The 24,388-nt window shown below is 61.0% G+C and carries 23 protein-coding genes and 1 tRNA gene; 6 read left to right on the forward strand and 18 right to left on the reverse strand.

The window, feature by feature from the left end:
- Positions 1–11: 11 nt before the first annotated feature.
- The 5 genes from COA55_RS14225 to suhB form a co-directional block, all read right to left on the reverse strand.
- On the reverse strand, positions 12–983 hold the full coding sequence (locus COA55_RS14225) for a D-2-hydroxyacid dehydrogenase (protein ID WP_290502676.1): 972 nt from the start codon (positions 981–983) through the stop codon (positions 12–14).
- 139 nt (positions 984–1,122) lie between these two features.
- Entirely contained in the window at positions 1,123–2,370 is a 1,248-nt protein-coding gene (locus COA55_RS14230; protein WP_290502677.1) for an aspartate aminotransferase family protein, read from the reverse strand.
- 141 nt (positions 2,371–2,511) lie between these two features.
- Complete coding sequence (locus tag COA55_RS14235; RefSeq protein ID WP_290502678.1) at positions 2,512–3,672, reverse strand: isocitrate/isopropylmalate family dehydrogenase; 1,161 nt, start codon at positions 3,670–3,672, stop codon at positions 2,512–2,514.
- 175 nt (positions 3,673–3,847) lie between these two features.
- Positions 3,848–5,305, reverse strand: coding sequence for an NAD-dependent succinate-semialdehyde dehydrogenase (locus tag COA55_RS14240; protein ID WP_290502679.1), 1,458 nt, complete (start codon positions 5,303–5,305; stop codon positions 3,848–3,850).
- A gap of 183 nt (positions 5,306–5,488) precedes the next feature.
- Entirely contained in the window at positions 5,489–6,307 is an 819-nt protein-coding gene (gene suhB, locus COA55_RS14245; protein ID WP_063519191.1) for an inositol-1-monophosphatase, read from the reverse strand.
- Between the two features lie 424 nt (positions 6,308–6,731).
- Here suhB and COA55_RS14250 point away from each other — a divergent pair, with 424 nt between their 5' ends.
- Both COA55_RS14250 and cysE read left to right on the forward strand, forming a co-directional pair.
- Positions 6,732–7,514: an RNA methyltransferase gene (locus tag COA55_RS14250; protein ID WP_155133425.1), complete on the forward strand. Its 783-nt coding sequence runs from the start codon at positions 6,732–6,734 to the stop codon at positions 7,512–7,514.
- Positions 7,515–7,585: 71 nt separating this feature from the next.
- Positions 7,586–8,353 (forward strand): serine O-acetyltransferase, encoded by a 768-nt coding sequence (gene cysE, locus COA55_RS14255; protein WP_290502680.1) that lies wholly within the window; start codon positions 7,586–7,588, stop codon positions 8,351–8,353.
- A gap of 112 nt (positions 8,354–8,465) precedes the next feature.
- Here cysE and ychF read toward each other — a convergent pair whose 3' ends face one another.
- The 8 genes from ychF to COA55_RS14295 form a co-directional block, all read right to left on the reverse strand.
- Entirely contained in the window at positions 8,466–9,557 is a 1,092-nt protein-coding gene (ychF, locus tag COA55_RS14260; RefSeq protein WP_290502681.1) for a redox-regulated ATPase YchF, read from the reverse strand.
- Between the two features lie 197 nt (positions 9,558–9,754).
- A complete protein-coding gene (pth, locus tag COA55_RS14265) occupies positions 9,755–10,342 on the reverse strand; it encodes an aminoacyl-tRNA hydrolase (RefSeq protein ID WP_290502682.1) in 588 nt (195 codons plus the stop codon).
- A gap of 8 nt (positions 10,343–10,350) precedes the next feature.
- Positions 10,351–10,998, reverse strand: coding sequence for a 50S ribosomal protein L25/general stress protein Ctc (locus COA55_RS14270; RefSeq protein WP_063521359.1), 648 nt, complete (start codon positions 10,996–10,998; stop codon positions 10,351–10,353).
- Positions 10,999–11,203: 205 nt separating this feature from the next.
- The gene (locus COA55_RS14275; RefSeq protein WP_007149324.1) at positions 11,204–12,163 is read right to left on the reverse strand and encodes a ribose-phosphate diphosphokinase; all 960 of its coding nucleotides are present in this window, start codon (positions 12,161–12,163) and stop codon (positions 11,204–11,206) included.
- Between the two features lie 75 nt (positions 12,164–12,238).
- A tRNA-Gln gene (locus COA55_RS14280) sits at positions 12,239–12,314 on the reverse strand.
- Positions 12,315–12,334: 20 nt separating this feature from the next.
- Positions 12,335–13,240: a 4-(cytidine 5'-diphospho)-2-C-methyl-D-erythritol kinase gene (ispE, locus tag COA55_RS14285; protein ID WP_290502683.1), complete on the reverse strand. Its 906-nt coding sequence runs from the start codon at positions 13,238–13,240 to the stop codon at positions 12,335–12,337.
- The gene (gene lolB, locus COA55_RS14290) at positions 13,237–13,824 is read right to left on the reverse strand and encodes a lipoprotein insertase outer membrane protein LolB (protein WP_290502684.1); all 588 of its coding nucleotides are present in this window, start codon (positions 13,822–13,824) and stop codon (positions 13,237–13,239) included. Before lolB ends, ispE begins: the two co-directional genes overlap by 4 nt.
- Positions 13,821–15,521, reverse strand: a complete 1,701-nt coding sequence (locus tag COA55_RS14295; RefSeq protein ID WP_290502685.1) for a tetratricopeptide repeat protein — start codon at positions 15,519–15,521, stop codon at positions 13,821–13,823. Before COA55_RS14295 ends, lolB begins: the two co-directional genes overlap by 4 nt.
- 220 nt (positions 15,522–15,741) lie before the next feature.
- On the opposite strand from COA55_RS14295, the gene hemA reads away from it, so the two are divergent.
- The 4 genes from hemA to moeB all read left to right on the forward strand — a co-directional run bounded on the left by hemA (position 15,742) and on the right by moeB (position 19,836).
- Positions 15,742–17,016 carry a glutamyl-tRNA reductase gene (gene hemA / locus COA55_RS14300; protein WP_290502686.1) on the forward strand — a complete coding sequence of 425 codons (1,275 nt, stop codon included), beginning with the start codon at positions 15,742–15,744 and terminating at the stop codon, positions 17,014–17,016.
- 48 nt (positions 17,017–17,064) lie between these two features.
- Positions 17,065–18,150 (forward strand): peptide chain release factor 1, encoded by a 1,086-nt coding sequence (prfA, locus tag COA55_RS14305; protein ID WP_290502687.1) that lies wholly within the window; start codon positions 17,065–17,067, stop codon positions 18,148–18,150.
- Positions 18,151–18,155: 5 nt separating this feature from the next.
- Positions 18,156–18,983: a peptide chain release factor N(5)-glutamine methyltransferase gene (gene prmC / locus COA55_RS14310; protein ID WP_290502688.1), complete on the forward strand. Its 828-nt coding sequence runs from the start codon at positions 18,156–18,158 to the stop codon at positions 18,981–18,983.
- 97 nt (positions 18,984–19,080) lie between these two features.
- The gene (gene moeB, locus COA55_RS14315) at positions 19,081–19,836 is read left to right on the forward strand and encodes a molybdopterin-synthase adenylyltransferase MoeB (RefSeq protein ID WP_290502689.1); all 756 of its coding nucleotides are present in this window, start codon (positions 19,081–19,083) and stop codon (positions 19,834–19,836) included.
- Here the strand turns inward: moeB and COA55_RS14320 are convergent.
- The 5 genes from COA55_RS14320 to COA55_RS14340 all read right to left on the reverse strand — a co-directional run.
- Positions 19,821–19,961, reverse strand: coding sequence for a hypothetical protein (locus COA55_RS14320; protein WP_156497061.1), 141 nt, complete (start codon positions 19,959–19,961; stop codon positions 19,821–19,823). The genes moeB and COA55_RS14320 overlap by 16 nt on opposite strands.
- A gap of 67 nt (positions 19,962–20,028) precedes the next feature.
- Positions 20,029–20,811 (reverse strand): cyclic nucleotide-binding domain-containing protein, encoded by a 783-nt coding sequence (locus tag COA55_RS14325; protein WP_063520787.1) that lies wholly within the window; start codon positions 20,809–20,811, stop codon positions 20,029–20,031.
- A 132-nt stretch (positions 20,812–20,943) separates the two neighbouring features.
- Positions 20,944–21,762 (reverse strand): crotonase/enoyl-CoA hydratase family protein, encoded by an 819-nt coding sequence (locus COA55_RS14330; RefSeq protein ID WP_063520786.1) that lies wholly within the window; start codon positions 21,760–21,762, stop codon positions 20,944–20,946.
- 154 nt (positions 21,763–21,916) lie between these two features.
- The gene (gatB, locus tag COA55_RS14335) at positions 21,917–23,356 is read right to left on the reverse strand and encodes an Asp-tRNA(Asn)/Glu-tRNA(Gln) amidotransferase subunit GatB (protein ID WP_290502690.1); all 1,440 of its coding nucleotides are present in this window, start codon (positions 23,354–23,356) and stop codon (positions 21,917–21,919) included.
- Positions 23,353–24,388 (reverse strand): amidase family protein (locus COA55_RS14340; protein ID WP_290502691.1); only part of this gene is annotated, 1,036 nt, incomplete at its 5' end. The genes COA55_RS14340 and gatB, both read right to left, overlap by 4 nt.

Genomic DNA, 24,388 nt, shown 5'->3' on the forward strand with positions numbered 1-24,388 from the left:
TCGCGGCGGGCTCACCGGTTGGTTACATAGCCGTGTTCCTTGCTGACGGGGTTGTCCAGTGGCTGACCCCGGCGCCAGCGGTGGAAGTTATCGACAAATTGCTGGCCCAGTGCCTGGCGCCAGCCAATGAAGTCCCCGGCCATGTGGGCCGAGATCATCACCTTGGGGTGATTCCATAATGGGTGATTGGCGGGCAGCGGTTCCTCCTCGAACACATCCAGAGCCGCGCCAGCCAGCCGGCCCTGTTGCAGGGCCTGCACCAGGGCATCGGTGCACACGATGGGCCCGCGCCCCACGTTAACGAGAGCCGCTCCGGGCTTCATCTGCCGGAAGGTGGCGGCATCGAACAGGCCGTTGGTGTCTGGCGTTAGCGGTGCGGTGATTACCACGTAATCTGCATCGCCGAGCAGAGCAGGCAAATCCTGTTGCCGGTGGACCCGGTCAAAGGCACTGTCCTGGCGTGCATGGCGGGCGGTGCCGATCACTTTCATGCCCATGGCGCGAAGTACCGTGGCCACTTCCCGGCCAATAGAGCCGGCGCCTACAATCAATGCATTGGCGCCGCGCAGCATGCGGGTTTCCCGGTGTTGCCAGCGGTGCTGCTCTTTCAGTGCCAGGTTGCCGAGCGTGTCCTTGGCGAACATCAGCAGGGCGCCCAGCACGTATTCGGCGATGCCGCGGTCGAAAATGCCGCGGGCGTTGGTGACCACGATGTCACTGTGTTTGATCGGGTCGATCATCAGCGCATCCACGCCGGCACTGGTGGCATGGACCCAGCGCACCGGGCAGTTATCCGGCCACACTTCCTCCAGCAGGTCGGTGCGGAAATCGGTGACCACCAGAATGTCGGTCTCCGGTAGCGCGCTTTTTAACTGTGCCGGTGTCCGCGCTTCCTGAACCCGTGCCAGGCCGTCCAGAGACTCCAGACCGGGCAGGGCGGGTTCGTCTTCGGCCAGCAGGACGGTGATGGTGGTGTCTGTCATCGAATCTCCTTAAATTCAGCGGCTAGCTATTAGCTTCTAGTTACTCCGCACTGGCAAGAGTGCGCAGTGAAAGCCTTGATGCAACTACTGCTTCGAAACGCGTTGTTGTAGCTAGCAGCTAGTAGCTCGAAGCTGCTCTTCACGTCTCTTTCAGTGCGGCATCAAACAGTTCTACCGCTTTTTCGATTTCCGCTTCGGTGACGGTGAGCGGTGGCAACCAGCGTACCACCTGGCCCTGGGTGCCGCAGCGCAACATCAGCATGCCGTTATTCTCACAATGCTTGAGCAGCTTGCCGGCGCGGTCGCCATCCGGGGTGTGGGGGGCGCTGACAATTTCCAGGCCCAGCATGAGCCCCATGCCGCGAATTTCATCAATGCAGTCATGCTGTTTTTGCAGGCCCTGCAAGTGAGTAAGAAGCTGCTGGCCGAGCTTGTCGGCACGGGGCACCAGCTGCTCTTCCTCAATGACGTCCAGGGTGGCCAGGGCCGCCGCGCAGGCCACCGCGTTGGCGCCGTAGGTGCCGCCCTGGGAGCCGGGGTAGCCGTGGGTCATCAGGTCACGGCTGGCGGCAATGGCGGATAGCGGATAACCACTGGCCAGCCCTTTGGCGGTGATAATAATGTCGGGTTTTACATCGAAATGTTCGTGGCTCCAGAACTTGCCGGTGCGGCCGAAACCGGCCTGGATTTCATCAGCAATCAGCAGGATGCCATGTTTGTCGCAGCGCTCGCGCAGGCCTTTCATGAAGGCGGCCGAGGCGGGGTAATAGCCGTACTCGCCCTGCACCGGTTCGATAATCATGGCGGCGGTGTCGGCCGGGTTGCACTCGGTGGCGAAGATATGGTCCAGCTCGTTGAGGCAGTCAGTGACACACTGATCCATGTCCTGCTTATAGCGATAGGCATGGGGGAACGGCGCAATGCTGACCCCGGCCATCAGCGGTTGCCAGCCGGTACGCACCTTGCTGGTAGAGGTGGTCAGCGAGGCCGCAGCCAGGGTGCGGCCGTGGAAGCCTCCACGGAAGGCGATCAAATTGGTGCGGCCGGTGGCCTGGCGCGCCAGGCGAATAGCCGCCTCAACGGACTCGCTGCCGGAGTTGGAAAACGCTACCGCATCAAGCCCTTTGGGCAGGTGTTCGTAGAGTCGGTCGGTGAGGGCCAGCATGTTGGGGTGTGTGACGGTGGCGTACTGTGCATGAACCAGTTTGGCGACCTGCGCCTGGGTGGCCGCGACCACTTTGGGGTGGCAGTGGCCGGTGGAGGTCACGCCGATGCCGGAGGTGAAATCCAGCCAGCGGTTGCCTTTTTCATCGTAGAGCCAGCTACCTTCGCCGCGCTCCGCGCAAATCTCGCTGGACTGAACCAGCAAGGGGGACAAATGACTCATGGTGCCTCCTTTCTCATCGCTCATTGCCGTCGTTGCCTGCTGCGGTATTGCCGGTGAGACGCTTGCCGTTCACCTGTGCAGCTTGATGCCAGCGGGGAGTGAGAATACGCCGCGCTGGTGAATTGGCGTTACCGGCTGATTCTACGAAGCCAGCAATGCATAAAGCCGTTGTCCTGTTTCCCGAGTGCCGCTCATCCGAGCGCCCTGTGGCCTGTGTTCAGGCGTTCCGCTTTCCCTGGCCAGATCCGCCTTCACGGTGTCATGCAGATGTTGTGCCGCATTGCCCAGGGCCGGGTGATGCGGGGCGAGCCATTCCAGGGTCATGGCCAGGCTGAGCAGGGTGGCACGGGGGTCGGCCAGATTCTGCCCGGCGATGTCCGGTGCGCTGCCGTGAACCGGTTCAAATAGCGCGGGAATGCTGCTGTCGGCCGGATTCAGGTTGGCGGATGGGGCGAGCCCGGGGCCGCCGCAGAGCACCGCCGCCAAGTCGGTGAGAATGTCGCCGTGCAGGTTGCTGGCCACCACCACATCGAAACGCCAGGGGCACTGGACAAATTTCATGCAGGCCGCATCCACCAGTTCGTGGTGGGTGTCCACATCCGGATACTCCTGGGCCACGCGCAGGAAGGTTTCGGTGTACAGGTCGCCCCAGAAAGGCTGGGCATTACGTTTGGTGATCAGGCAGACCTGTGAGGCTTTTTCGTTTTTGAACTGGCGCGGCCGATGACGTTGGGTCGCCCGCTGGCGGGCCCGTTCAAAGGCATGGCGGATCAGCCGTTCGGTGGCTGAGGCAGTGAACACTTCCACTTGGGTGGCCACTTCGTGGGGCGTGCCGGCTCGCAGGCGACCGCCCTGGTTGCTGTATTCCCCTTCGCTGTTTTCGCGAATCACCAGCATGTCCACATCGTTGGCGCGGGGATCGCTGAGGTACTGGGGCGCGCCGGGCTGCCAGCGGGCTGGCCGTTCACAGGCCCACAGGTCCAGTTGTTTGCGCAGTGCCAGCAGCGGCGAGAGAGAAATGCTGTCGGGCAGCACAAAACGGTCCGGATCATCCAGTGGCCCCGGATCGCCCAGGGCGCCCAACAAAATGGCATCAAAGGCGCGTAACTGGTCCACGCCATCATCCGGCATCATCTGCCCGTGTTGCTGGTGCCAGGCATGAGATGGCCAAGGGAAAGCGTTAAAGGACAGCGGCAACTGAAAGCGGTCGATCAGCAGTGTCAGTGCTTGTTCGGCCACGGCCATGACTTCAGGGCCGATGCCGTCGCCGGGGAGCAGGGCGATGTTTAGCGTTTGTCCCATTCCGCCTCCTTTCTGACTAAGCCACTGCAGGCCAGAACCGGCAAGATACGAGTAACGAGATGTGAGTCGCGAAAGGCGATACGGGCCCGGGTTTGATTTTCGTTACTCGCGTCTCGTTACTTACTCCGTATCATTCGCGCCTCAAGCGGCGCTCCTACAGCGATTTTTGTGTCCTTCAGCTGCCCATGCACAGGTATTTGGTTTCCAGGTACTCTTCCATGCCCTGGTGGGAGCCTTCGCGGCCCAGGCCGGATTCCTTGACCCCGCCAAACGGGGCGGTGGCATTGGAAATCAACCCTTCGTTGACGCCGACCATGCCGCTTTCCAGTGCCTCTGCCACGCGCCAGCAGCGGTGGATATTGTCGCTGTAGAAGTACGCAGCCAGCCCATAGGGGGTGTCGTTGGCGATGCGGATGGCGTCTTCTTCCGTTTTAAAGGGAATGATGGCTGCCAGCGGCCCGAAGGTTTCGTCCTGGCAGAGTTGGGCATCGGTGGAAACGCCGGTGATCAGCGTGGGCTGAACGAAGCTGCCGCCCCGTTCGTGGCGCTGGCCACCGGTGATAACCCGGGCGCCCTTGCCCAGTGCATCTTCCAGATGCTCCATGACTTTATCGGAAGCACCCCGGTTGATCAGGGCAGCCTGGGAAACGCCTTCTTCAAAGCCGTCACCCACTTTCATTGCCTCAATGGCAACCTTGAACTTCTCCACAAAGGCATCGTGGATACTTTCCTGTACCAGAAAGCGGTTCACGCACACGCAGGTCTGGCCGGTGTTGCGAAACTTGCTGGCCATGGCGCCTTCAACCGCTTTATCCAGGTTGGCATCGTCGAACACCAGGAAAGGGGCGTTGCCACCCAGCTCCAGTGACACTTTCTGGATGTGCTTGGCGCACTGGGCCATCAGCTGGCTGCCCACTTCGGTGGAGCCGGTGAAGCTCAGTTTACGGACAATGGGGGAGTCGGTGATTGCCGTGGATATGGCGCCGGCGCTGCCAGTGATAACGTTGAAAACCCCGGCAGGAATGCCGGCACGCTCGGCCAGTTCGGCCAGCGCCAGGGCTGAGTAGGGAGTGGCGCTGGCTGGTTTGACCACCATGGTGCAGCCTGCGGCCAGAGCGGCGCCGGCTTTGCGGGTAATCATGGAGGAGGGGAAGTTCCAGGGCGTGATCGCGGCGGTGACCCCAATGGGTTGCTTGATCACCACGATCTGCTGGCCGGGTTTGGATGCGGGAATGGTATCGCCATAGGCCCGGCGCGCTTCTTCGGCAAACCATTTCAGGAAAGAGGCGGAATAGGCGATTTCCCCTTTGGCCTCGGGCAGAGGCTTGCCCTGTTCCAGGGTCATCAGGCGGCCCAGGTCCTCCTGGTGCTCCATCATCAGATCGTGCCAGGCCATCAGCAGGTTGGCCCGCTCGGCGGCAGTTTTATCACGCCAGCCAGGGAAGGCCTGATGAGCGGCGTCGATGGCGCGGCGGGTTTCGGCTTCGCCCATGCGCGGAGAGGTGCCGATGTCTTCTCCGTTGGCCGGGTTGTCGACCGCAAAGGTGGCGCCGTCATCAGCATCACACCATTGGCCATTGATGTAGCACTGCTGGCGGAACAGCGCGTTGTCTGTGAGAGAAACCGTTGCCATGAAGCGTCTCCTTGCTGAACCGTTATATCTGACACGCTAGCAAAGCGTGCCGAGATGTCCATGCCGCAGACAGCACTTTCGTATTGAAGTCTAAGGAGTTTTTACAAAACAGGATGGCGGTGGGGCAGGAAAAACCCTTCCTCCGCAGCGGGAGGAAGGGAGCAAAGCCAGGCTATGCGGGGGTTAGCGCTTCAGGCTGTCGTTCAGGTGGGGTTTGATTTTTTGCAGCAAGCCCTTAAAGACTTTCGGGCTGCCGGCCACGATGCCGCCGCTTTCCAGGTATTTGTGGCCGCCACTCAGGTCACCAACCAGGCCACCGGCTTCGGTAATCAGCAGTACGCCAGCGGCCATGTCCCATTCGGCCAGGCCGAATTCAAAGAAGCCGTCCAGCCGGCCGGCGGCCAGCCAGGCCAGGTCCAGGGCGGCGGAACCGGGGCGACGCAGGCCGGCGGTGGAGGCGGCGATATCCGCGAACATGCCCAGATAGGCGTCCATGTGCGGGGCCTGGTCCTTGCGGAACGGGAAACCCGTACCGATCAGGCAGCCTTCCAGGCTGGCTCGATTGGTACAGCGAATACGGCGGCCATTGAGAGCGGCGCCACGGCCACGGCTGGCGGTGAATTCTTCGTCGCGGTTGGGATCGTAAATGACCGCATGCTCGATTTTGCCTTTGAATTTGAGGGCAATGGAGACGCAGTACTGGGGGAAGCCATGGATGAAGTTGGTCGTGCCGTCCAGTGGGTCGATGATCCACTGGTAGTCTTTACCGTCGCCACTGCCTTCGATAACACCGGATTCCTCAGCCAGAATGCTGTGGTCCGGGTAGGCCTTGCGAATCACATCGATGATGCGCGCTTCCGCAGCGCGATCCACTTCGGTGACGAAGTCGTTCATGCCCTTTTTCGTGACAGACACGGGATCACTGCTTTCAGCAGCTCTGCGAATCAGATTTCCCGCCTGACGGGCGGCTCGCAGGGCGATATTCACTTGCGGCGCATGCATGGCATCTATCCTCAATATGACGTGTGGCGTAACAGCTAGGAGCCTGTGAAGAACGCCTTGTGTGCTCAGCGTGGTCTGAAGCGTGCAGTTGTTGTGTCTTGTCTCGACGGGCAGGGTGGTTCCCTTCCCTAGAGGCAAGGCGCAGCAAATGGGCGCTTCAGACCACGCCCTCCGGGTCATCCAGGCTGGCCCGCACTCGTTGTTGCCCTTTTTCGATGGATCGACATACACCTTCAAAAGTGCGCCTAGATTGCGGGCCAGCCTGAAAGACTGAGCGCGCAAGGCGTTCTTCAGAGGCTCCTTTAAAGAGCGCGGGGCAGGGAAGCTCGGGGTTCCCGTTCCGGGGCGCGGATTGTAGCAGAGCCCGCGCGATCAGGGCAGCCGCCGTGTTAAGATTAGCGCCTTTTTAAACGAGAGGCCTCCCATGTTGGAAAATGTGCGCATTGTGATGGTGGAAACCTCCCATCCCGGCAATATCGGCGCGGCTGCCCGGGCCATGAAAACCATGGGCCTGTCGGATCTGCGTCTGGTGCAGCCGCAGGCCTACCCCAGCGTGGAGGCGACGGCGCGGGCCTCCGGTGCCGGCGATGTGCTGGAAGCTGCACAGGTATGCAACAGCGTGGACGAGGCCCTGGAAGGCGCCACTCTGGTGATAGGCACCAGTGCCCGTCAGCGGCGCATTCCGTGGCCTTGCCTGACTCCACGTCAGTTGGCGGCACAGCTGTCCCATGATTTGGCCAATGCGCCGCAGGATACCCGCATTGCGGTGTTGTTCGGTCGTGAAGATCGGGGGCTGACCAACGACGAGCTGCGCCGCTGCAACCTTCATGTGAGCGTGCCCACCAATCCCGAGTATGGGGTCTTGAATGTGGCGTCGGCGGTCCAATTAATCAGTTACGAGCTGCGCCTGGCGTTGCTGGGGGACGACTTTGAGCTGCAGGAATCCCGTTCCCGTCGCGAAGTGATGCCGTTGCCGGAAATGTTCTGGGATGAGCCGCCGGCCACCAACGAAGCGGTATCCGGTTTTCTGGACCACCTGGAAAAGGTGATGGCACAGAGTGGATTCCTGAATCCGGAGCAGCCCGGCCAGGTGATGACGCGCATGCGCCGTTTGTTTATGCGCGCCCGACCGGACAAAATGGAAATGAGCATTTTGCGGGGCGTATTGGTGGCGTTGGAGAAAAAAATGCCGCGAGATGATGGCTGATGTGCCGTAACAAACGGTTATTGGCGTCATCCTAACGGGCCCAGGCCCAAGGCTTCGAAGTTGAGGTGGTTATGTTTGATCAAGTGCGCGAGGACATCCGTTCGGTCTTTCACCGGGACCCGGCGGCCCGCAATACGCTGGAAGTGTTGCTCAACTATCCCGGTTTGCACGCGGTGCTTTTCCATCGGTTGGCCCATGGGCTATGGATGCGCAACTTCAAACAACTGGCGCGGCTACTATCCACGTTTTCGCGCTGGCTCACCGGTATCGAAATTCACCCCGGTGCCAAAATCGGCCGGCGTTTCTTTATTGATCACGGCATGGGTGTGGTGATCGGTGAAACCGCAGAAATCGGTGATGACGTGACGCTGTATCACGGTGTTACCCTGGGAGGCACCAGCTGGAGCAAGGGCAAGCGCCACCCGACTCTGGAAGACGGTGTGGTGGTTGGTGCGGGAGCCAAGGTGCTGGGGCCGTTTACGGTGCACAAGAATGCCAAGATCGGCTCCAATTCCGTGGTCACCAAGGAAGTCCCGGAAGGGGCGACGGTGGTCGGTATCCCGGGCCGGGTGATTAGCCATCCTCTGACCGAGAAAGAAAAGACTCGCCAGGAAATGGCCGAGAAGATCGGCTTCCAGGCCTATGGTGTCAGCAACGACATGCCAGACCCGGTGGCCGAAGCGATTCACTTGCTGCTGGATCACATGCACGCCGTGGACAACAAGCTGGATAGGGTCTGCACCAACCTGAAAAAGCAGGGCATTCAGGGATGCGATGAGAAGCTGCCGGAGCTGAAAGATGAAGACTTCGAGCCGGTGAATGCGGGCGGAACAGACTGAAAAGCAGTTGAAGGTTGATAGTGGACAGTTGACAGCGCAAATAAAAAGGCCGCCCCGGAAGGGCGGCCTTTTTATTTGGCGTGTTGCATGAAGCGTGGTGCGTGCAGCGCTCTTATACGTTAAACCGGAAATGCACCACGTCACCATCCTTGACGATGTATTCCTTGCCTTCCAGGCGCCACTTGCCGGCTTCCTTGGCTCCCTGTTCGCCGTTGTTGTCGATGTAATCATCGTAGCCGGTGACTTCGGCACGAATGAAACCTTTCTCGAAATCCGTATGAATCACGCCGGCAGCCTGGGGCGCGGTGGCGCCGACCTTGACGGTCCAGGCGCGGACTTCTTTTACGCCTGCGGTGAAATAGGTTTGCAGGCCGAGAAGGTTAAAGCCGGCGCGGATGACCCGGTTCAGGCCGGGCTCTTCCATGCCCAGGTCGGCGAGGAAGTCGGCTTTTTCTTCGTCGTCCAGTTCGGCAATCTCGGATTCGATTTTGGCGCAGATGGGTACCACGGAAGAGTTTTCTGTTTCGGCCAGCTCGCGCACGGCGTCCAGCAAGGCGTTGTCCTCAAAGCCGCCTTCGTCCACGTTGGCAATGTACATGGTGGGCTTCAGGGTCAGCAGGTTCAGGCTCTTGATGGCTTTGCGTTCATCGTCATTCAGGTCTACGGAGCGTGCCGGGTTGCCTTCGTTCAGGGCGGGCAGCACCTTGTCCAGTACCGGCAGCAAGCCTTTGGCATCCTTGTCCTGGCCCTTGGCGGCCTTGGTGGCGCGCAGATGGGCTTTTTCTACCGTGTCCAGGTCGGCCAGGGCCAGCTCGGTGTTGATCACGGCGATATCGTCCAGCGGCGATACCTTGCCGGATACGTGGATCACGTTTTCATCGTCGAAGCAGCGCACCACGTGAGCGATGGCATCGGTCTCACGGATGTTGGCCAGGAACTTGTTGCCCAGGCCTTCACCCTTGGACGCCCCGGCCACCAGGCCGGCGATATCCACGAATTCCATGGTGGCGGGCATGATCCGCTCCGGGCTGACGATGGCGGAGAGTTTGTCCAGACGGGGGTCCGGTACTGGCACCACGCCGGTGTTGGGTTCAATGGTGCAGAACGGGAAGTTCTCGGCATCAATACCCGCTTTGGTCAGCGCGTTGAACAGGGTGGATTTGCCCACGTTGGGCAGACCGACGATACCGCATTTGAAACCCATGACAGACCTCCATTTTTCGAGGCCGCAATGCTACTGAAGCCGGGCTGAAAAAGCGACCACCGCAGAGCGGAAACAGCGGCGAGCTATGAGCTGCGAGCCTCGAGAAAAAGCAAAGACGGTATCGTTTGGGGTGGGGCTAATCCTGAAAGCCGGAAGCCGGAAGCCGGAAGCCGGAAGCCGGAAGCCAGAAGCTATCTTTACGCCTTGAACCCGTTGAGTTGGTTCATGGCGCCGTTCAGGTCGCCGCGGAGCATATCGGCGGTGTGGTGGACGGCTTCATCGATGGCGCGATCGATCAGGTCCCGATCGGCGCTGGAGGGTTTGTTCAGCACGTGGGGGGTAACCCGGTCTGCAGAGCCGGGGTGGCCGATGCCCAGGCGCAGCCGATAAAAGTCGCGGCTATTGCCATGTCGGCTGATGATGTCGCGCAGACCATTGTGGCCTCCGTGGCCGCCGCCTAGCTTGAAGCGGGCACAGCCGGGGGGCAGGTCGAGCTCGTCGTGAGCAACCAGCATCTGCGTAACGGGAATCTTGAAGAAGTTTGCCAGTGCGGCGGTGGCCTGACCACTGCGGTTCATGAAGGTGGTCGGTACCAGCAGGCGGATGGTTTCGCCTTCAAAGGAAAAGGTGGCGGTGAGGCCGAAATATTTCTTGTCTTCGGTAAGGAAGACGCCCTGGCGTCGGGCCAGGGCGTCTACATACCAGACGCCGGCATTGTGGCGGGTGTCTTCGTATTCGCGGCCTGGATTGCCCAGGCCTACGATCAGTCGAACCGGTTCCGCCACGGTGCGTCTTATTCCTCGCCTGAGGCTTCTTCGCCTGCCGCTTCGTCGGCATCGTCATCAGCGGACGCACGGACTTTCGGCTGGTGAACCGCGGCCACCGGCTGGTCGTGGTCTTCGCCCAGTGCGAGCTGGGTCAGTTCCACGCCTTTCGGCAGTTTCAGGTCGGACAGGTGGATCACGGTGTCCATTTCAGCGTTAGCCATGTCCACTTCGATGAACTCGGGCAGGTGCTGGGGCAGACAGCTCACTTCCACTTCTGCGAAGTTGTGCTGGATCTCGCCGCCTTGCTTCTTCACGCCGATAGAGCTTTCTTCGTTGATGAAGTGCAGGGGCACGTTCATGGTGATCTTGTGGGTCTTGTCGACGCGCAGCAGATCCACGTGCAGCGGGTGGCCCTTGGCCGGATGACGCTGCATGTCACGCAGTACGGCCTGTACACTGGCACCGTCCAGCTTCAGCGTGAGGATGTGGCTGTAGAACGCTTCGTTTTCCAGGGCTTTTTTCAGCTCGCGCAGCTCAACGCTGATCATCTGCGGCTCGGCTTCGCCGCCGTAGAGGATGCCGGGAACACGTTCTTGCAGACGACGCAGGCGGCGGCTCGCACCTTTCCCTGTATCGCTGCGGCTTTCTGCATTCAGCAGGAATTCATTGGACATGGTCTGTCTCCAGTATGCTCTCGGGCTTCCCGCGACCAGGTCGGCCAGAGAGGTTGATAAAGCCACGGAGGATTCCGCGGGGGCGCGATTATGCATGAAAAGCACGCCAGACGCCAGACGCCTGATGACGGACGCGCCAAAAAGCAAAAACCCGCTCTAAGAGCGGGTTTCAGCGTCAGGCGTCGAGCATCTGGCGTCTGGCGTTCTATACCAGCTCCAGCCGGTCGAACATGGCGCTCAGGGATTCTTCGTTGTTCACCCGGCGTACCGTTTCGGCGAGCATGGGCGCCAGGCTTAGGACGCGAATGTTGGCGCAGGCGCGGCCGGCTTCGGACAGGGGAATGGTGTCGGTGACGACCAGTTCGTCCAGGGCGCTGCTGGCAATGTTGTCGATGGCCGGGCCGGACAGGATCGGGTGGGTGATGTAGGCAATCACCTTGGCGGCGCCGTGGTCTTTCAGGGCCTGGGCGGCTTTGCACAGGGTGCCGGCGGTATCGACCATGTCGTCCACCAGTACACAGGTGCGGCCTTCCACTTCACCGATGATATGCATCACCTGGGACACATTGGCCTTGGGGCGGCGCTTGTCGATGATGGCCAGGTCGGCGTCGTTGAGCTGCTTGGCCAAGGCGCGGGCACGGACGACGCCGCCCACGTCCGGGGAGACGACCATCAGGTCGTCATGGTTTTGGCGTTCGATGTCCGCCACGATCAACGGGGTGGCGTAGACGTTGTCTACCGGGATATCGAAGAAGCCCTGAATCTGGTCGGCGTGCAGGTCTACGGTGACCACGCGATCAATGCCGACGGCGGTGATCATGTCGGCGACCACTTTGGCGGTAATCGGCACGCGGGCGGAGCGCACGCGGCGATCCTGGCGGGCATAACCAAAGTAGGGAACAACGGCGGTGATGCGGCCTGCGGAGGAGCGACGCAGGGCGTCGGCCATGACCAGCAGTTCCATCAGGTTGTTGTTGGTCGGGTTGCAGGTGGATTGCACGATAAAGACGTCTTTGCCGCGCACGTTTTCCTGGATTTCCACGGCAACTTCGCCATCGCTGAACGTGCCCACATCGGCATTGCCGATCGGCAGGTTCAGGTTGTTGACCATGGCTTTGGCCAGTTCGGGATTTGCGTTACCGGTGAAAACGACGAGCTTGGACACTGGCGCCCCCTGGGGTCTTGCGTCGTGAATTTGGGAACCACTAAGGGGAAGGGTAAGAGGTTCCTCAGAAGAAAATGGCTGGGGTACCAGGACTCGAACCTGGGAATAACGGGATCAAAACCCGCTGCCTTACCAACTTGGCTATACCCCAACACTCGGTCTCAGGCCCGCTTAGGCGGGTTTGCCTGAATTCTTTGTCTCTCGAAACTTCGCCAGTGTCTCTCCCAGAATCTGGTGGAGAGGAGAAGTATTACAGCTTCGAGCGACGAAACCTGTCCAGTGTTGTGGCAACTGTTGCAGCAATTGCTGCCCCTGTTGCAGTCCGGCCAGGCGGGAAAAACAGCAAGCGCCTGTGCCGGTCATACGGGCGTTACCCGTATGTTGCTTGAGCCAGTCCAGCGTTTTTCCGATTTCCGGAAAATGCCGGGTTGCCACCGCTTCACAGTCGTTGTGAAAGTCGCGGGTCAGCACCGCCTCAAGCGAGGCCGGTAATTTACTGATGGGTGTATCCCTTGTCAATTGCCGGTCGCCGAAAATTCGAGCAGTTGATACATGAATTCCGGGGTGAACGACCAAAAAAGCGTCATTTGGTAGTGTGACGGGGGAAATTTGTTCGCCGACGCCTTCTGCCCAGGCACTGTGCCCCAGCACAAAGACGGGCACATCGGCGCCCAGCGCCAGGCCGATATCGGCCAGCTCTGGCAGTGTCAGGCCCAGCTCCCAGAGTTGGTTCAGACCCAGCAGGGCGGTGGCCGCGTCGGAGGAGCCGCCACCCACGCCGCCGCCCAGTGGCAGGCGTTTGGTCAGGGTGATCGCCGCCCCCTTGTTGCTGCCGGTGTGCGCCTGCAGTGCTCTGGCGGCTTGCAGAATCAGGTTGCTGTCATCCGTGGGGAGGGCGTCCTGGTTGTTTTCCGTGTGGCATTGCAGTGACAGGGCGTCTGCCGGGGAGAATGCCAGGGTGTCGCCATGGTCGAGCAGGGCGAACACGGTCTGCAGTTGATGGTAGCCATCATCGCGGCGGCCAGTGATGTGCAGGAACAGATTGAGCTTGGCCGGGGCCGGCAATGTCAGGGTCACGGGGTGCTGCTGCCGGGCTGCCAGTCCTTGATCAGCAGGGTGAAACGGTTGCTGTTCTGCTGGGCCTTGATGCGGTAGGGCAGGGCGACGCCGGCGATGGGCGCGTAGCGATCGAAGGTGAGCGACCAGCCCAGTTGTTCCAGTGAGATCAGGCGCTGCTGATCATCGTATTCGGCATCCGCTGGCGCGCCGGGCCAGGGCAGGCCACGGGCCCAGTATTGCAGGGCGGACACGGGCAGCCAGAAGCCGGTGAGGTGCCAGGCCAGTTCCCCGGGGCTGCGGGCCTGGTAGGTTTCCTTGGCGGTGATCAGTTCGGCGCGGCCGCTATCCCAACGGAGGTCGGCGCTGCCAAAGCCCAGTGGCCCGGAAAAATGGATGTCGCCCCGCTGGGGTTGTTGGCGCCAGTCAAAGGTGGCGCTACCGCCGTCGTTGGCGGTGCGGTAGCCGAGCTTGCCGCTCATCTGCCATTGCTGGATCTGGCCGGGGTGTTCGAACTGGGCGGTGGTGGTGGGGCGTAGCTGGCAGGCGCTCAACGCCAGGGCCATCAGCGCCAGGCTAATAATGCGGGTAAGGCTCAGGGTCACAGGCGAGCTCCGAGTTTTTCCATGACTTCACGGATGTGGGGGGCGTCCGGGTCGCTTTCCAGGGTGTCACGCCAGACCTGGCGGGCCTGGTTCTGGGCGCCCAGAACCCACAGGACTTCACCATAATGCGCGGCGACTTCCGGGTCGGGGAATTTTTCATAGGCCCGGCGCAGGTAGTCCCGGGCGGCTTCCGTCTCCCCGCGCTTGTAGAGCACCCAGCCCATGGAGTCGAGAATGGCCGGGTCGTCGGGGCGCAGTTCCAGTGCCCGGGAGACGTATTGATAGGCCTCGTCCAGGCGGTCGGTGCGGTTGCCAAGGGTGTACCCCAGGGCGTTGAGAGCGCTGGCATCGTCCGGGTCCAGGGCGATGATGCGCTTCAGGTCTTTTTCCAGCTGCGCCAGGTTGCCCACTTTTTCGGCCGTCATGGCGCGGCTGTAGAGCAGGTCGGTATTGTCGGGCTGGTCACGCAGGGCGTTATTGATCAGGGCGATGGCGCCTTGTGGATCGCCGTTGTTGCTGCGCATTTCTGCTTCGGTGATGGTGAGGCTGTCCTGCAGTTCCGGCTGTTGCTGGGCCAGGCTGTGCATCAGTGCGTGGGCCTGGCTGGTGTTGCCTTGCTGGTATAGCAGGCGCGCAGCCTGTACCCGCGCACGGATGGCCTGGGGGCCGCCGACTTTCAGGTAGTGATCGATGGCGCCGTCCATGTCCAGCTTCTGTTCGGCAGCCTGGGCCAGATAAAGATGAATATCGTCTGGGCGATAGTTCCGGGCGAGCAGGACGTTGAGTTGGGTCTCGGCGGCTTCACTGGCGCCGGCTTCCAGGGCAAGCAGGGCCAGCGAGAAGCGCAGGTCCAGATCCTGTGGATTTTGCTCCGCCATCACGGTGAGCTGCTCGCCAGCCTGTTCCAGCTGGCCGGTGGCCAGCAGCATGCGAACGTAGGCGATGCGGGGGCGGCGCGCTTGCGGGTATTTGCGGACCAGTTTTTTCAGGTGACGCAGGGCCTTTTTCGGTTCGCCGGTTTCGTAGAGCAGCTGCGCCTTGAGGAGCAGGGCATCTTCATGGCGCGGCATTAACTTGAGGGCGCGCTCGGTGGCGTCCAGGGCCGGTTCGGGCTGCTTCTCATGTTCAAGCCACAGGGCGCGGGCGTACCAGAGGGGCGCCTGATCCGGGTAGCGATCGGTGAGCTGGGCCAGGGCTTCGACCAGTTGCAGGTTGCCCTGTGCGTCCAGGCCGCGGGCCTGAGTCACCAGGCGACCCAAGGCTTCTTCGCCGTGGGCGCTGAGTAACTGGTCCAGATGCCGGCTGGCCGCTGCCGTGTTGCCCAGGCGGATTTCCGAGAGGATGGCGACTTGCAGGGCTTCTTCGCTGTCCGGCGTGGTTTCCAGCCAGAGTTCGCTCATGGCCAGAGCTTGCTGCGGATCTTCCAGATAGTGGGCCAGTTGGGCGGCCTGGCTGATGACGGCCGGGTCACGAGTGCTTTCTGCCGCCCGGCTGTAGTAGCCGAGGGTGACGCCCAGGGACTGGCGCTGGGCTGCCACTTCCGCCACCAGCAGGTCGGACAGTGTTTCACTGTCATAATTCGGGGCGCTGGCCACCGGCGCCGTGGGTTCCGGGGCGGGCTCAGGGGCCGGGGTCTGGCTGGCGCAGCCGTGGATCAGGAGTGCGCCGCAGAGCGGCAGAATCGCGTAACGGGTCATTAAGGTCGGTATGCCTGTTTCTGTTTAGGCTATCATGGCACAGCGATTGGCCATTGCCCAAGCCATGAAGTGGTGTGCGCTACCATACCGGTTTGCTCTTCGGGCTGACATTGTTTTGGCAGGCGCTTTCGCGCAAAATGCCACACCCTTGCGCCCCGGCTTTTTCGGGGTTTACGGGCTGGCCACGGCCGCCCGCTGTCACTGTCGCGCACAGGAATGTATGAATCTAGTCGCTGTTGGCGTCAATCACACCACCGCGGATGTGGAGCTACGCGAACGTCTGGCGTTCTCAACGCAGCAGGCGGAAGCGGCGCTGGCCAGCTTGCGTGAGATGCCCGGTGTGCGCGAGGCTGCCTTGCTGTCTACCTGTAATCGCACCGAGCTGTATTGCCTCACCGACGACACTGCCCCTGACTTTACCCAATGGCTGGCATCCAGCCGGCACTTGTCTGCGGAGCGTTTGTCCACGGTGCTGTATCAGCACTCCGGGGAGCAGGCGCTGGAGCACATGATGCGGGTGGCGGGCGGCCTGGATTCGCTGGTGCTGGGCGAGCCCCAGATTTTGGGTCAGATGCGTGAAGCCTATGCCCGTGCCCACGAAGCGGGTCTGCTCAATGGCGAACTGTCGCGCCTGTTCCAGGAAGTCTTTTCGGTGGCCAAACGCATTCGCACGGAAACCGGCATCGGCGCCAATCCGGTATCGGTGGCCTATGCGGCGGTATCCTTTGCCCGCCACATCTTTGCGGACCTGAAAAAAAGCCGGGCATTGTTGATCGGTGCCGGTGAAATGATCGAGTTGGTGGCCCGTCACCTGGGCGAGCAACAGGTGCAGGAAATTACCATTGCCAACCGCACCCAGGAACGGGCGAGCGAGCTGGCAGCGGCCGTGGGCGGCCGGGGCATCAGCCTGGAAGAATTGCCGGTGGCGCTGGAAAGTGCCGATATCCTGATTTCCTGTACTGCCGCCCCGTTGCCGATTCTGGGCAAAGGCATGGTAGAGCGGGCCCTGAAAAAACGTCGCCACCGGCCCATGTTCATGGTGGATATCGCCGTGCCTCGGGATATCGAACCGGAAGTGGGTGAGCTGGACGACGTTTACCTGTACACGGTGGATCACCTGCAGGAAGCCATTCAGGAGAATGTCCGTGCCCGTCAGCAGGCGGCCCAGGAAGCCTCGGAATTGATTCGTGACGCCATCGTGCGGCATCGCCGTCAGCGTCGTGAGCAGGATGCCGTCAGGGTGTTGCGCGACTACCGTGAGCAACGCACCAGCATGGCGGAGAGTGAACTGGAAAAAGCCCTTCAGCAGTTACGCAATGGCGGGGATGCGGAACAGGTGCTGCGCAAGTTTCAGCATTCGCTGGTGAACAAGTGGCTGCATACGCCCAGTGTGACCTTGCGAAAAATGGCGGCTGATGGTCGCGCCGAAGCCCTGTTGCTGGCCCGCGAGCTGTTGCTCGACAATCCGGGTTCCTCGTCCGAAGAAAACGAATAGCCCGCCCGAATACACCCCTGAATAAAGCGCTGTGCTTTAGAGGATTCTATGAAAGCGTCATTGCAAGGCAAGCTGGACAAGCTCGCAGACCGGTTCGAAGAGCTGGCGGGGCTGCTGTCTGACCCGGATGTGATCGGCAATCAGAACCAGTTTCGTGATTTGTCCCGGGAATACGCGGAAATCGATCCGGTGGTGAAATGCTATCAGGAGTATCAGCAGGCGGCGGAAAACCTGGATGCGGCCAAAGCCATGCAGGACGACAGCGATCCGGATATGCGCGAAATGGGGGCGGAAGAAGCCCGCGATGCCCAGGCGCGCATGGAGGCGCTTGCCGAAGAACTGCAGAAACTGATGTTGCCGAAAGATCCCCGTGACGGCGCCAACGTGTTCCTCGAAGTCCGCGCCGGCACCGGTGGCGACGAAGCGGCCCTTTTTGCCGGCGACCTGTTCCGCATGTATTCCAAGTATGCGGATCAACGCGGTTGGAAGGTGGAAATGGTCAGCGCCAGTGAGGGCGAGCACGGTGGGTACAAGGAGGTGATTGCGCGGGTGATCGGTGAGGGCGTCTATTCGCGCATGAAATTCGAATCCGGGGCCCACCGGGTGCAGCGGGTGCCGGCTACGGAATCCCAAGGGCGGATCCATACCTCCGCCTGTACGGTGGCAATCATGGCGGAAGCCGAGCAGCTGGGCGATATCATCATTCGCAACGAAGACCTGCGCATCGATACCTACCGCTCCTCCGGCGCCGGTGGCCAGCACGTCAACACCACCGATTCTGCCGTGCGCATTACGCACCTGCCCACCGGCGTGGTGGTGGAATGTCAGGACGAGCGCAGCCAGCACAAGAACAAGGCCCGCGCCATGAGCCTGCTCAGCGCCAAACTCTATGATGCCCAGCAGAACGCGGCCCACGCGGAGCAGGCGGCGGAGCGCAAATCCCTGGTAGGCTCCGGTGACCGCTCCGAGCGCATCCGTACCTACAACTACCCGCAGGGCCGGGTGTCCGACCACCGCATCAACCTGACCCTGTATCGCCTGAGCGAGCTGATGGAAGGGGATATGGATGAATTGCTCGGCGCCTTGCTGGCCGAGTACCAGGCCGATCAACTGGCCGCGCTGGGCGAGAGCTGATCGCCATGCGCATTGACGCGGCCCTGCGCGATGCGCGTAGCCGGTTGAGCGATTCCCCGAGCGCCGCACTGGATGCGGACCTGCTGTTGTGTCACGTGCTGGGCAAGCCGCGCAGCTACCTGTTTACCTGGCCCGAACGCGAACTGAGCACTGCGCAGCAGGCCGACTTTACGTCCCTGCTTGGCCGCCGGGTGGCGGGCGAGCCAGTGGCGCACTTGGTCGGCGAGCGGGAATTTTTCGGCCACTTGTTTCGGGTGACCGCCGATACCCTGATTCCCCGCCCGGATACGGAAACCCTGGTGGAAAAGGCCCTGTCACTGGATGTGCCCGCCGAGGCGCAGGTGGTGGATCTGGGGACGGGGACCGGAGCCATCGGCGTTTCCCTGGCGCTGGCGCGGCCGGAGTGGCATGTCACCCTGGTAGATCTGAGTGAGGCCGCCTTGCAGGTGGCCGCTGACAACGCTCATCGGCTGGGGGCCGCGGTGACCTGTTTGCAGGGCAGCTGGCTGTCGCCCTGCCCGGGGCCGTTTGATCTGATCATTAGCAACCCGCCTTATATCGAGGAAAGCGACCACCATCTGGATGAAGGGGATGTGCGTTTCGAGCCCCGCTCGGCGCTGGTGGCGCCCAACAAGGGGTTGGCGGATCTGTCTGCCATTACTCAGCAAGCCGCTGGCAAACTTGTTGCCGGCGGTTGGCTGTTGCTGGAGCATGGCTTTGAGCAGGGTGAGGCAGTGCGTACCCTGTTGACGCAGGCCGGCTTCGTGCAGGTGGGTACGGTACAGGATCTGGGCGGCAACGACCGGGTCACCTTTGGGCAGCACCCGGTGTAGGCGAAAGCCTGCTTGCGATCTTCAGGCTTGCGCCGTCACTTTCATAGACCAGCTTTGCGTGTCAGCGTGAAGCGTGTTGCATGCAGCGAGTCTTTTCATGTTTAACGACGAGCAACTCAATCGCTACAGCCGCCAATTGATGGTGAATGAACTGGATCTGGACGGGCAGGAGGCGCTGGCAGCCGCCCGGGTATTGATCGTCGGTTGCGGTGGCCTGGCCAATCCGGCGGCGTTATATCTTGCGGGCGCCGGTGTCGGGCAGCTGGTGCTGGCGGACGACGACCGGGTGGAACTGAGCAACCTGCACCGGCAGGTGGCGTTTCGCGGTGACCAGGTGAGTCAGCCCAAGGCCGAGGCACTGCGTGATCAACTGCAACTATTGAACGCGGATGTGGATGTGCGCTCGGCAGTGGCGCGCGTGGACGATGCCTGGCTGGATGACGCCGTTGCGGAGGCGACTCTGGTGCTTGATTGCACCGACAACTTCGTCACTCGACAGGCTATCAATCGCGCCTGCGTGGCCCATGCCAAACCTCTGGTCAGTGGTGCGGCTATTCGCATGGATGGCCAATTGGCAGTGTTTGATTTGCGCGCCGCAGACAGCCCCTGCTACGCCTGTGTGTACGGGGACGGCACGGACGGTGATCTGGCCTGTAGCGAGGCGGGGATTCTCGGCCCAGTGGTCGGTGTGGTGGGAACCTTGCAGGCCCTGGCGGCCATGCGAACACTGTCCGGTGCCTCGGTGGCATCGGTGCTGCATTTGTTTGACGGCCGGACGCTGGGCTGGCGTCAGGTGGCGATTCCCCGCGACCCCCAGTGTCCGGTTTGCGCGGCGCGTCAGTTGCCGGGTTGATTGTCCGTGGTGACCGGTGTGTCCTGCATGCCTTCGGCCATGATCGGCGGGTCCTCCGCCATGACGCCAATCAGAACCAGAACGATGACCACAATCAGAAACGCCCATCCGATAAGATGTTTCATGGTGAGCCGCCCTCCCTGGGTGGTGGCTGAGGTTATGCTTTCTGGCCTGGAGGCGATCGCCGTCGGATCAGGCCGACAGCTCCACCACCTGGCCATTCAATGATTTTACCTGCCGGGCCATGTCCGTCAGCAGGCTGTGGATCATGCCCGGGTTGGTGCGGATCAGGTTCTTGAACTGGTGCTTGGGGACCTTGACCACCGAGCAGCGTGATTTGGCCCGCACCGTGGCGCTGCGTGGGGAATGCGTGAGCAGGGCGATGGCGCCGAGCACTTCTCCTTCGCTGACATGACCGACGACCACATTATCCACCAGCACATCCGCTTCACCTTCGAACAGGCTGAATACATAGTCGGCGGGTTCGCCCTGGTGAATGATGATATTGCCGGGCTCAAAATAGGCGAAGCCCGGTGTGGTGTGGTGCTCTTCGGGCACATGGGCGGCCAGCAGCCGTGTCAGCATGCCTTGCTGGGTGGTAAGAATCCGGGTCCACAGCCGCGCCATGTGTTCGTCGGCGAGAACCGCATCCACCAGTTCGACAGTGGGGTAGGCCCCGAGCAGCACGGAGCTTTCCGCGTAATAGGTAATTTCATCGTTGCCGGCGTCGGGGAGAATCAGGTCGCCCTCATCCCAGGTGAACAGCTTGCGGTCCTGACAGCGCATACCCAGCATACCGCCTTTCACCACGTAGGTGGTGTCGCGGCACATGCCGTACTTCAGGGCATCGTCCGTGGGCGCCAGCGGCAGGGTTTGTGGCTGCAGCGGTAGCTGACCGATCAGTTCGTTGACGAGACGTTTGTACAGGCGGGTCAGGGCGGAAAAGCCGCCGCTGGCTTCGGCTACAGAAATCATGCGCTGCCTCAATAATGGTCGGTTTCTGCATTGAGTATGCCGCAAGATCCCGAGAGGAAACAGGGCTCGCTTGGCAGATTGATGAGGAGGGAAAGGCACCGGGGCAAGGCGCCCCGGTGTGTGCGAATCGGTTCAGTAATCCCGTTCGCGAGGCCCGAATGTTGGCGCTTCTTTTTTCATGTTGGCCTGCATGGCGCGGCGCTGGTTTTTGCTGCGCAGCATTTTGAATTGCAGTTTGCTTTCCACGTCGAAAGCCTGGGCTTCCGGTACGTTCCAGCTTTGCTGGAACAGGGCCTTGCTGGCGCTGATGGCATCCGGTGAGCGGGTCTTGATCGCCTGTGCCAGTTTTTCAGCTTCTTCCAGGGGGTTGGTCGCCACGCGGGTGACCAGGTTCATGGTTTTGGCTTCGTCACCGTTGAACAATCGCCCGGTCATGGTCAGTTCCTTGGCCACGTCCATGGGCACCAGTTCACGCAGGGTCACGGTGCCTGTCATGTCGGGAATCATGCCCCACTTGATTTCCATGATGGACATTTCGCAGTCCGGTGTGGTGATGCGAAAATCCGCTGCCAGCGCAATCTGCATGCCGCCGCCGTAGCAATAGCCGTGCAGCACGGCGATCACCGGGATGGGCAGTTCGCGCCAGCACCAGCACACTTCCTGAAAAAGGTTGGTTTTCTTGATGCCGTATTTGGTGAAGCTGCGCAGCAGTTTTACCGGCTGCTTCATGACGGTGCCGAAATCCAGCCCGGCACAGAACGCCTTGCCGTCGCCCTGAAGAATGACGGCGCGTAATTCACGGTCCTTGCGAATCAGGCGGGCGGTTTCCACCAGCCCTTCCATCATCGGGAAATCCAGGCCGTTATATTTATCGGCCCGGCTCAGGGTGACGTAGGCGATGGCATTTTTCTTTTCCAGGGTGACGCGGTTCTGGAAGGTTTGCGTGGTCATGGTTGGATCCTGTTAGGGGCCGCACGTCGGAAGTCTGACGTCGGACGCAAAGTCAAAACCCGGCGCGGCAGGGTTTGCAGTGAACGCATTGCTGCCGTACGGATTGTTTTTCAGGCGTCAGACGTCCGACTTCAGACGTCCGACCCATCATCATTTACCCTAGCTTTTCCCTGAGCAACTGGTTGAGTTGTTGCGGGTTGGCTTTGCCCTGTGTGGCCTTCATGGCCTGGCCGACAAAGAAACCGATTTTTTTCTTTTTCTTGGCGTCATCAGAGTTGCGGTAATCGTCCACCTGGGCGGCGTTGTTGGCGATGATGTCATCGACAATTTTTTCCAGTTCGCCGGTGTCGCTCATCTGTTTGAGGCCCTTGGCTTCAATGATGTCGTCCGGGTTTCCTTCGCCGGCCCAGCAGGCTTCGAATACCTGTTTGGCAATTTTCGAACTGATGGTGCCGTCTTTCAGGCGGGCAATCAGCTGGCCCAGCTGTTCCGCACTAACCGGGCTGTCGGCAATATCTTTTTCTTCGGCGTTCAGTTTGGCGGCCAGTTCACCCATGACCCAGTTGGCGGCCAGCTTGGCGTCACCGCCGGCTTTGGCGGCTGCTTCGAAGAACGCGGCAGTGGCGATGGAGCCGGACAGCAGGTCTGCATCGTACTCTGACAGCTGATAGTCGTTGATGAAGCGTGCCTTGCGAGAATCCGGCAACTCGGGCATGGCCGCTTTCAGTTCTTCGATGTCGGCATCGGTAATTGCGACGGGCAACAGGTCCGGGCAGGGGAAGTAACGGTAGTCGTTGGCGTCTTCCTTGCTGCGCATGGAGCGGGCGGTGTGCGTGTCGCCATTGTACAGGCGGGTTTCCTGAACGATTTCGCCGCCATCTTCCAGAACGTCAATCTGCCGTTCTACTTCCAGCGCGATGGCCTTTTCCATGAAGCGGAAAGAGTTGAGGTTTTTGGTTTCGGTGCGGGTGCCCAGTGGCTCGCCGGGTTTGCGAACGGAAATGTTCACATCGAAGCGCATGTTGCCCTGGGACATGTCGCCATCGCAGATGCCGATGGAGGTGACGATGGCGTGCAACTTGCGGGCAAAGGCCACGGCTTCTTCGGCGTTTGCCATATCGGGCTCGCTGACGATTTCAATCAGCGGCGTGCCGGCCCGGTTCAGGTCGATGCCGGTCATGCCATGGAAGTCCTCGTGTAAAGACTTCCCGGCATCTTCTTCCAGGTGCGCATGATGGATGCGAACAATTTTTTTCTCACCGTTTTCAAGTTGGATCTCAACGGTGCCTGCACCGACAACCGGCTCGGCCAGCTGCGTGGTTTGATAGCCCTTGGGCAGGTCCGGGTAAAAATAATTTTTCCGTTCAAAAATACTGTGGCGGCAAATGTCGGCATTGATGGCCAGGCCAAACAGGGCCGCCTTGCGCACCGCTTCCCGGTTGACCACCGGCAGGGTGCCAGGCAGGCCCAAATCAACCAGTGAGGCCTGGGTGTTCGGTGCTGCGCCGGTGGACAGCTTGCTGCCGGAGAACAGTTTGCTGGCGGTGTTGAGCTGGACGTGCACTTCCAGACCGATAACCACTTCCCAACTCATTGTGCACCTCCAAACGCTGGCGCTTGCTTGTGCCAGTCAGTGGCCTGCTGATATTTGTGGGCCACGTTGAGAATCTGCCCTTCACGGAAATAATTGCCGATGATCTGGGTGCCAGTGGGCAGGCCATTGATAAAACCGGTGGGCATGGACAGCGCCGGCAGGCCGGCCAGGTTGACGCCAATGGTGAAGACGTCGGCCATATACATGCTGACCGGATCGTCCTTTTTGGCGCCGAGTTTGAAGGCGGTTTCCGGCGCCGTGGGGCCCATCAGCACGTCCACTTTTTCAAAGGCGCGGGCGAAGTCGTCGCGGATCAGGCGACGGACTTGCTGGGCGCGGCGGTAGTAGGCGTCGTAGTAACCGGCGGACAAGGCGTAGGCGCCGACCAGGATGCGGCGTTTTACTTCGTCGCCAAACCCTTCGGAGCGGGAGCGTTTGTACAGGTCTTCCAAATCTTTCGGGTCGTCACAGCGATGGCCGAAACGCACGCCGTCAAAGCGGCTGAGGTTGGCGCTGGCTTCTGCCGGGGCAATCACATAGTAGGCCGGCACCGACAGCTTGATGCTGGGCAGGGACACGGACACCACCTTGGCGCCGAGTTTTTCCAGCTCGCGAATGGCGTCACGGCTGTTATCGGCGATGGCGCCATCCAGGGTGTTCGGGAAAAATTCTTCCGGGATGCCGATGGTCAGGCCGCTGATATCGTCTTTCAGGGCGCCCAGATAATCGCCCACCTTTTCGTTGAGGCTGGTGGAGTCGCGAGAATCGTGACCGGCCATGGCCTGCAGCATCAGCGCACAGTCTTCGGCGCTCTGTGCCATGGGGCCGGCCTGATCCAGGCTGGATGCAAAGGCAATCATGCCCCAGCGGGAGACGCGACCGTAGGTGGGCTTGAGGCCGGTGATGTTGTTCAGCCCCGCCGGTTGGCGGATGGAGCCGCCGGTGTCGGTGCCGGTGGCGCCAGGGGCCAGGCGGGCGCCCAGATAATCGCCCACCTTTTCGTTGAGGCTGGTGGAGTCGCGAGAATCGTGA

The sequence above is a fragment of the Alcanivorax sp. genome (genome assembly GCF_002733835.1).
Taxonomy (GTDB): Bacteria; Pseudomonadota; Gammaproteobacteria; order Pseudomonadales; family Alcanivoracaceae; genus Alcanivorax.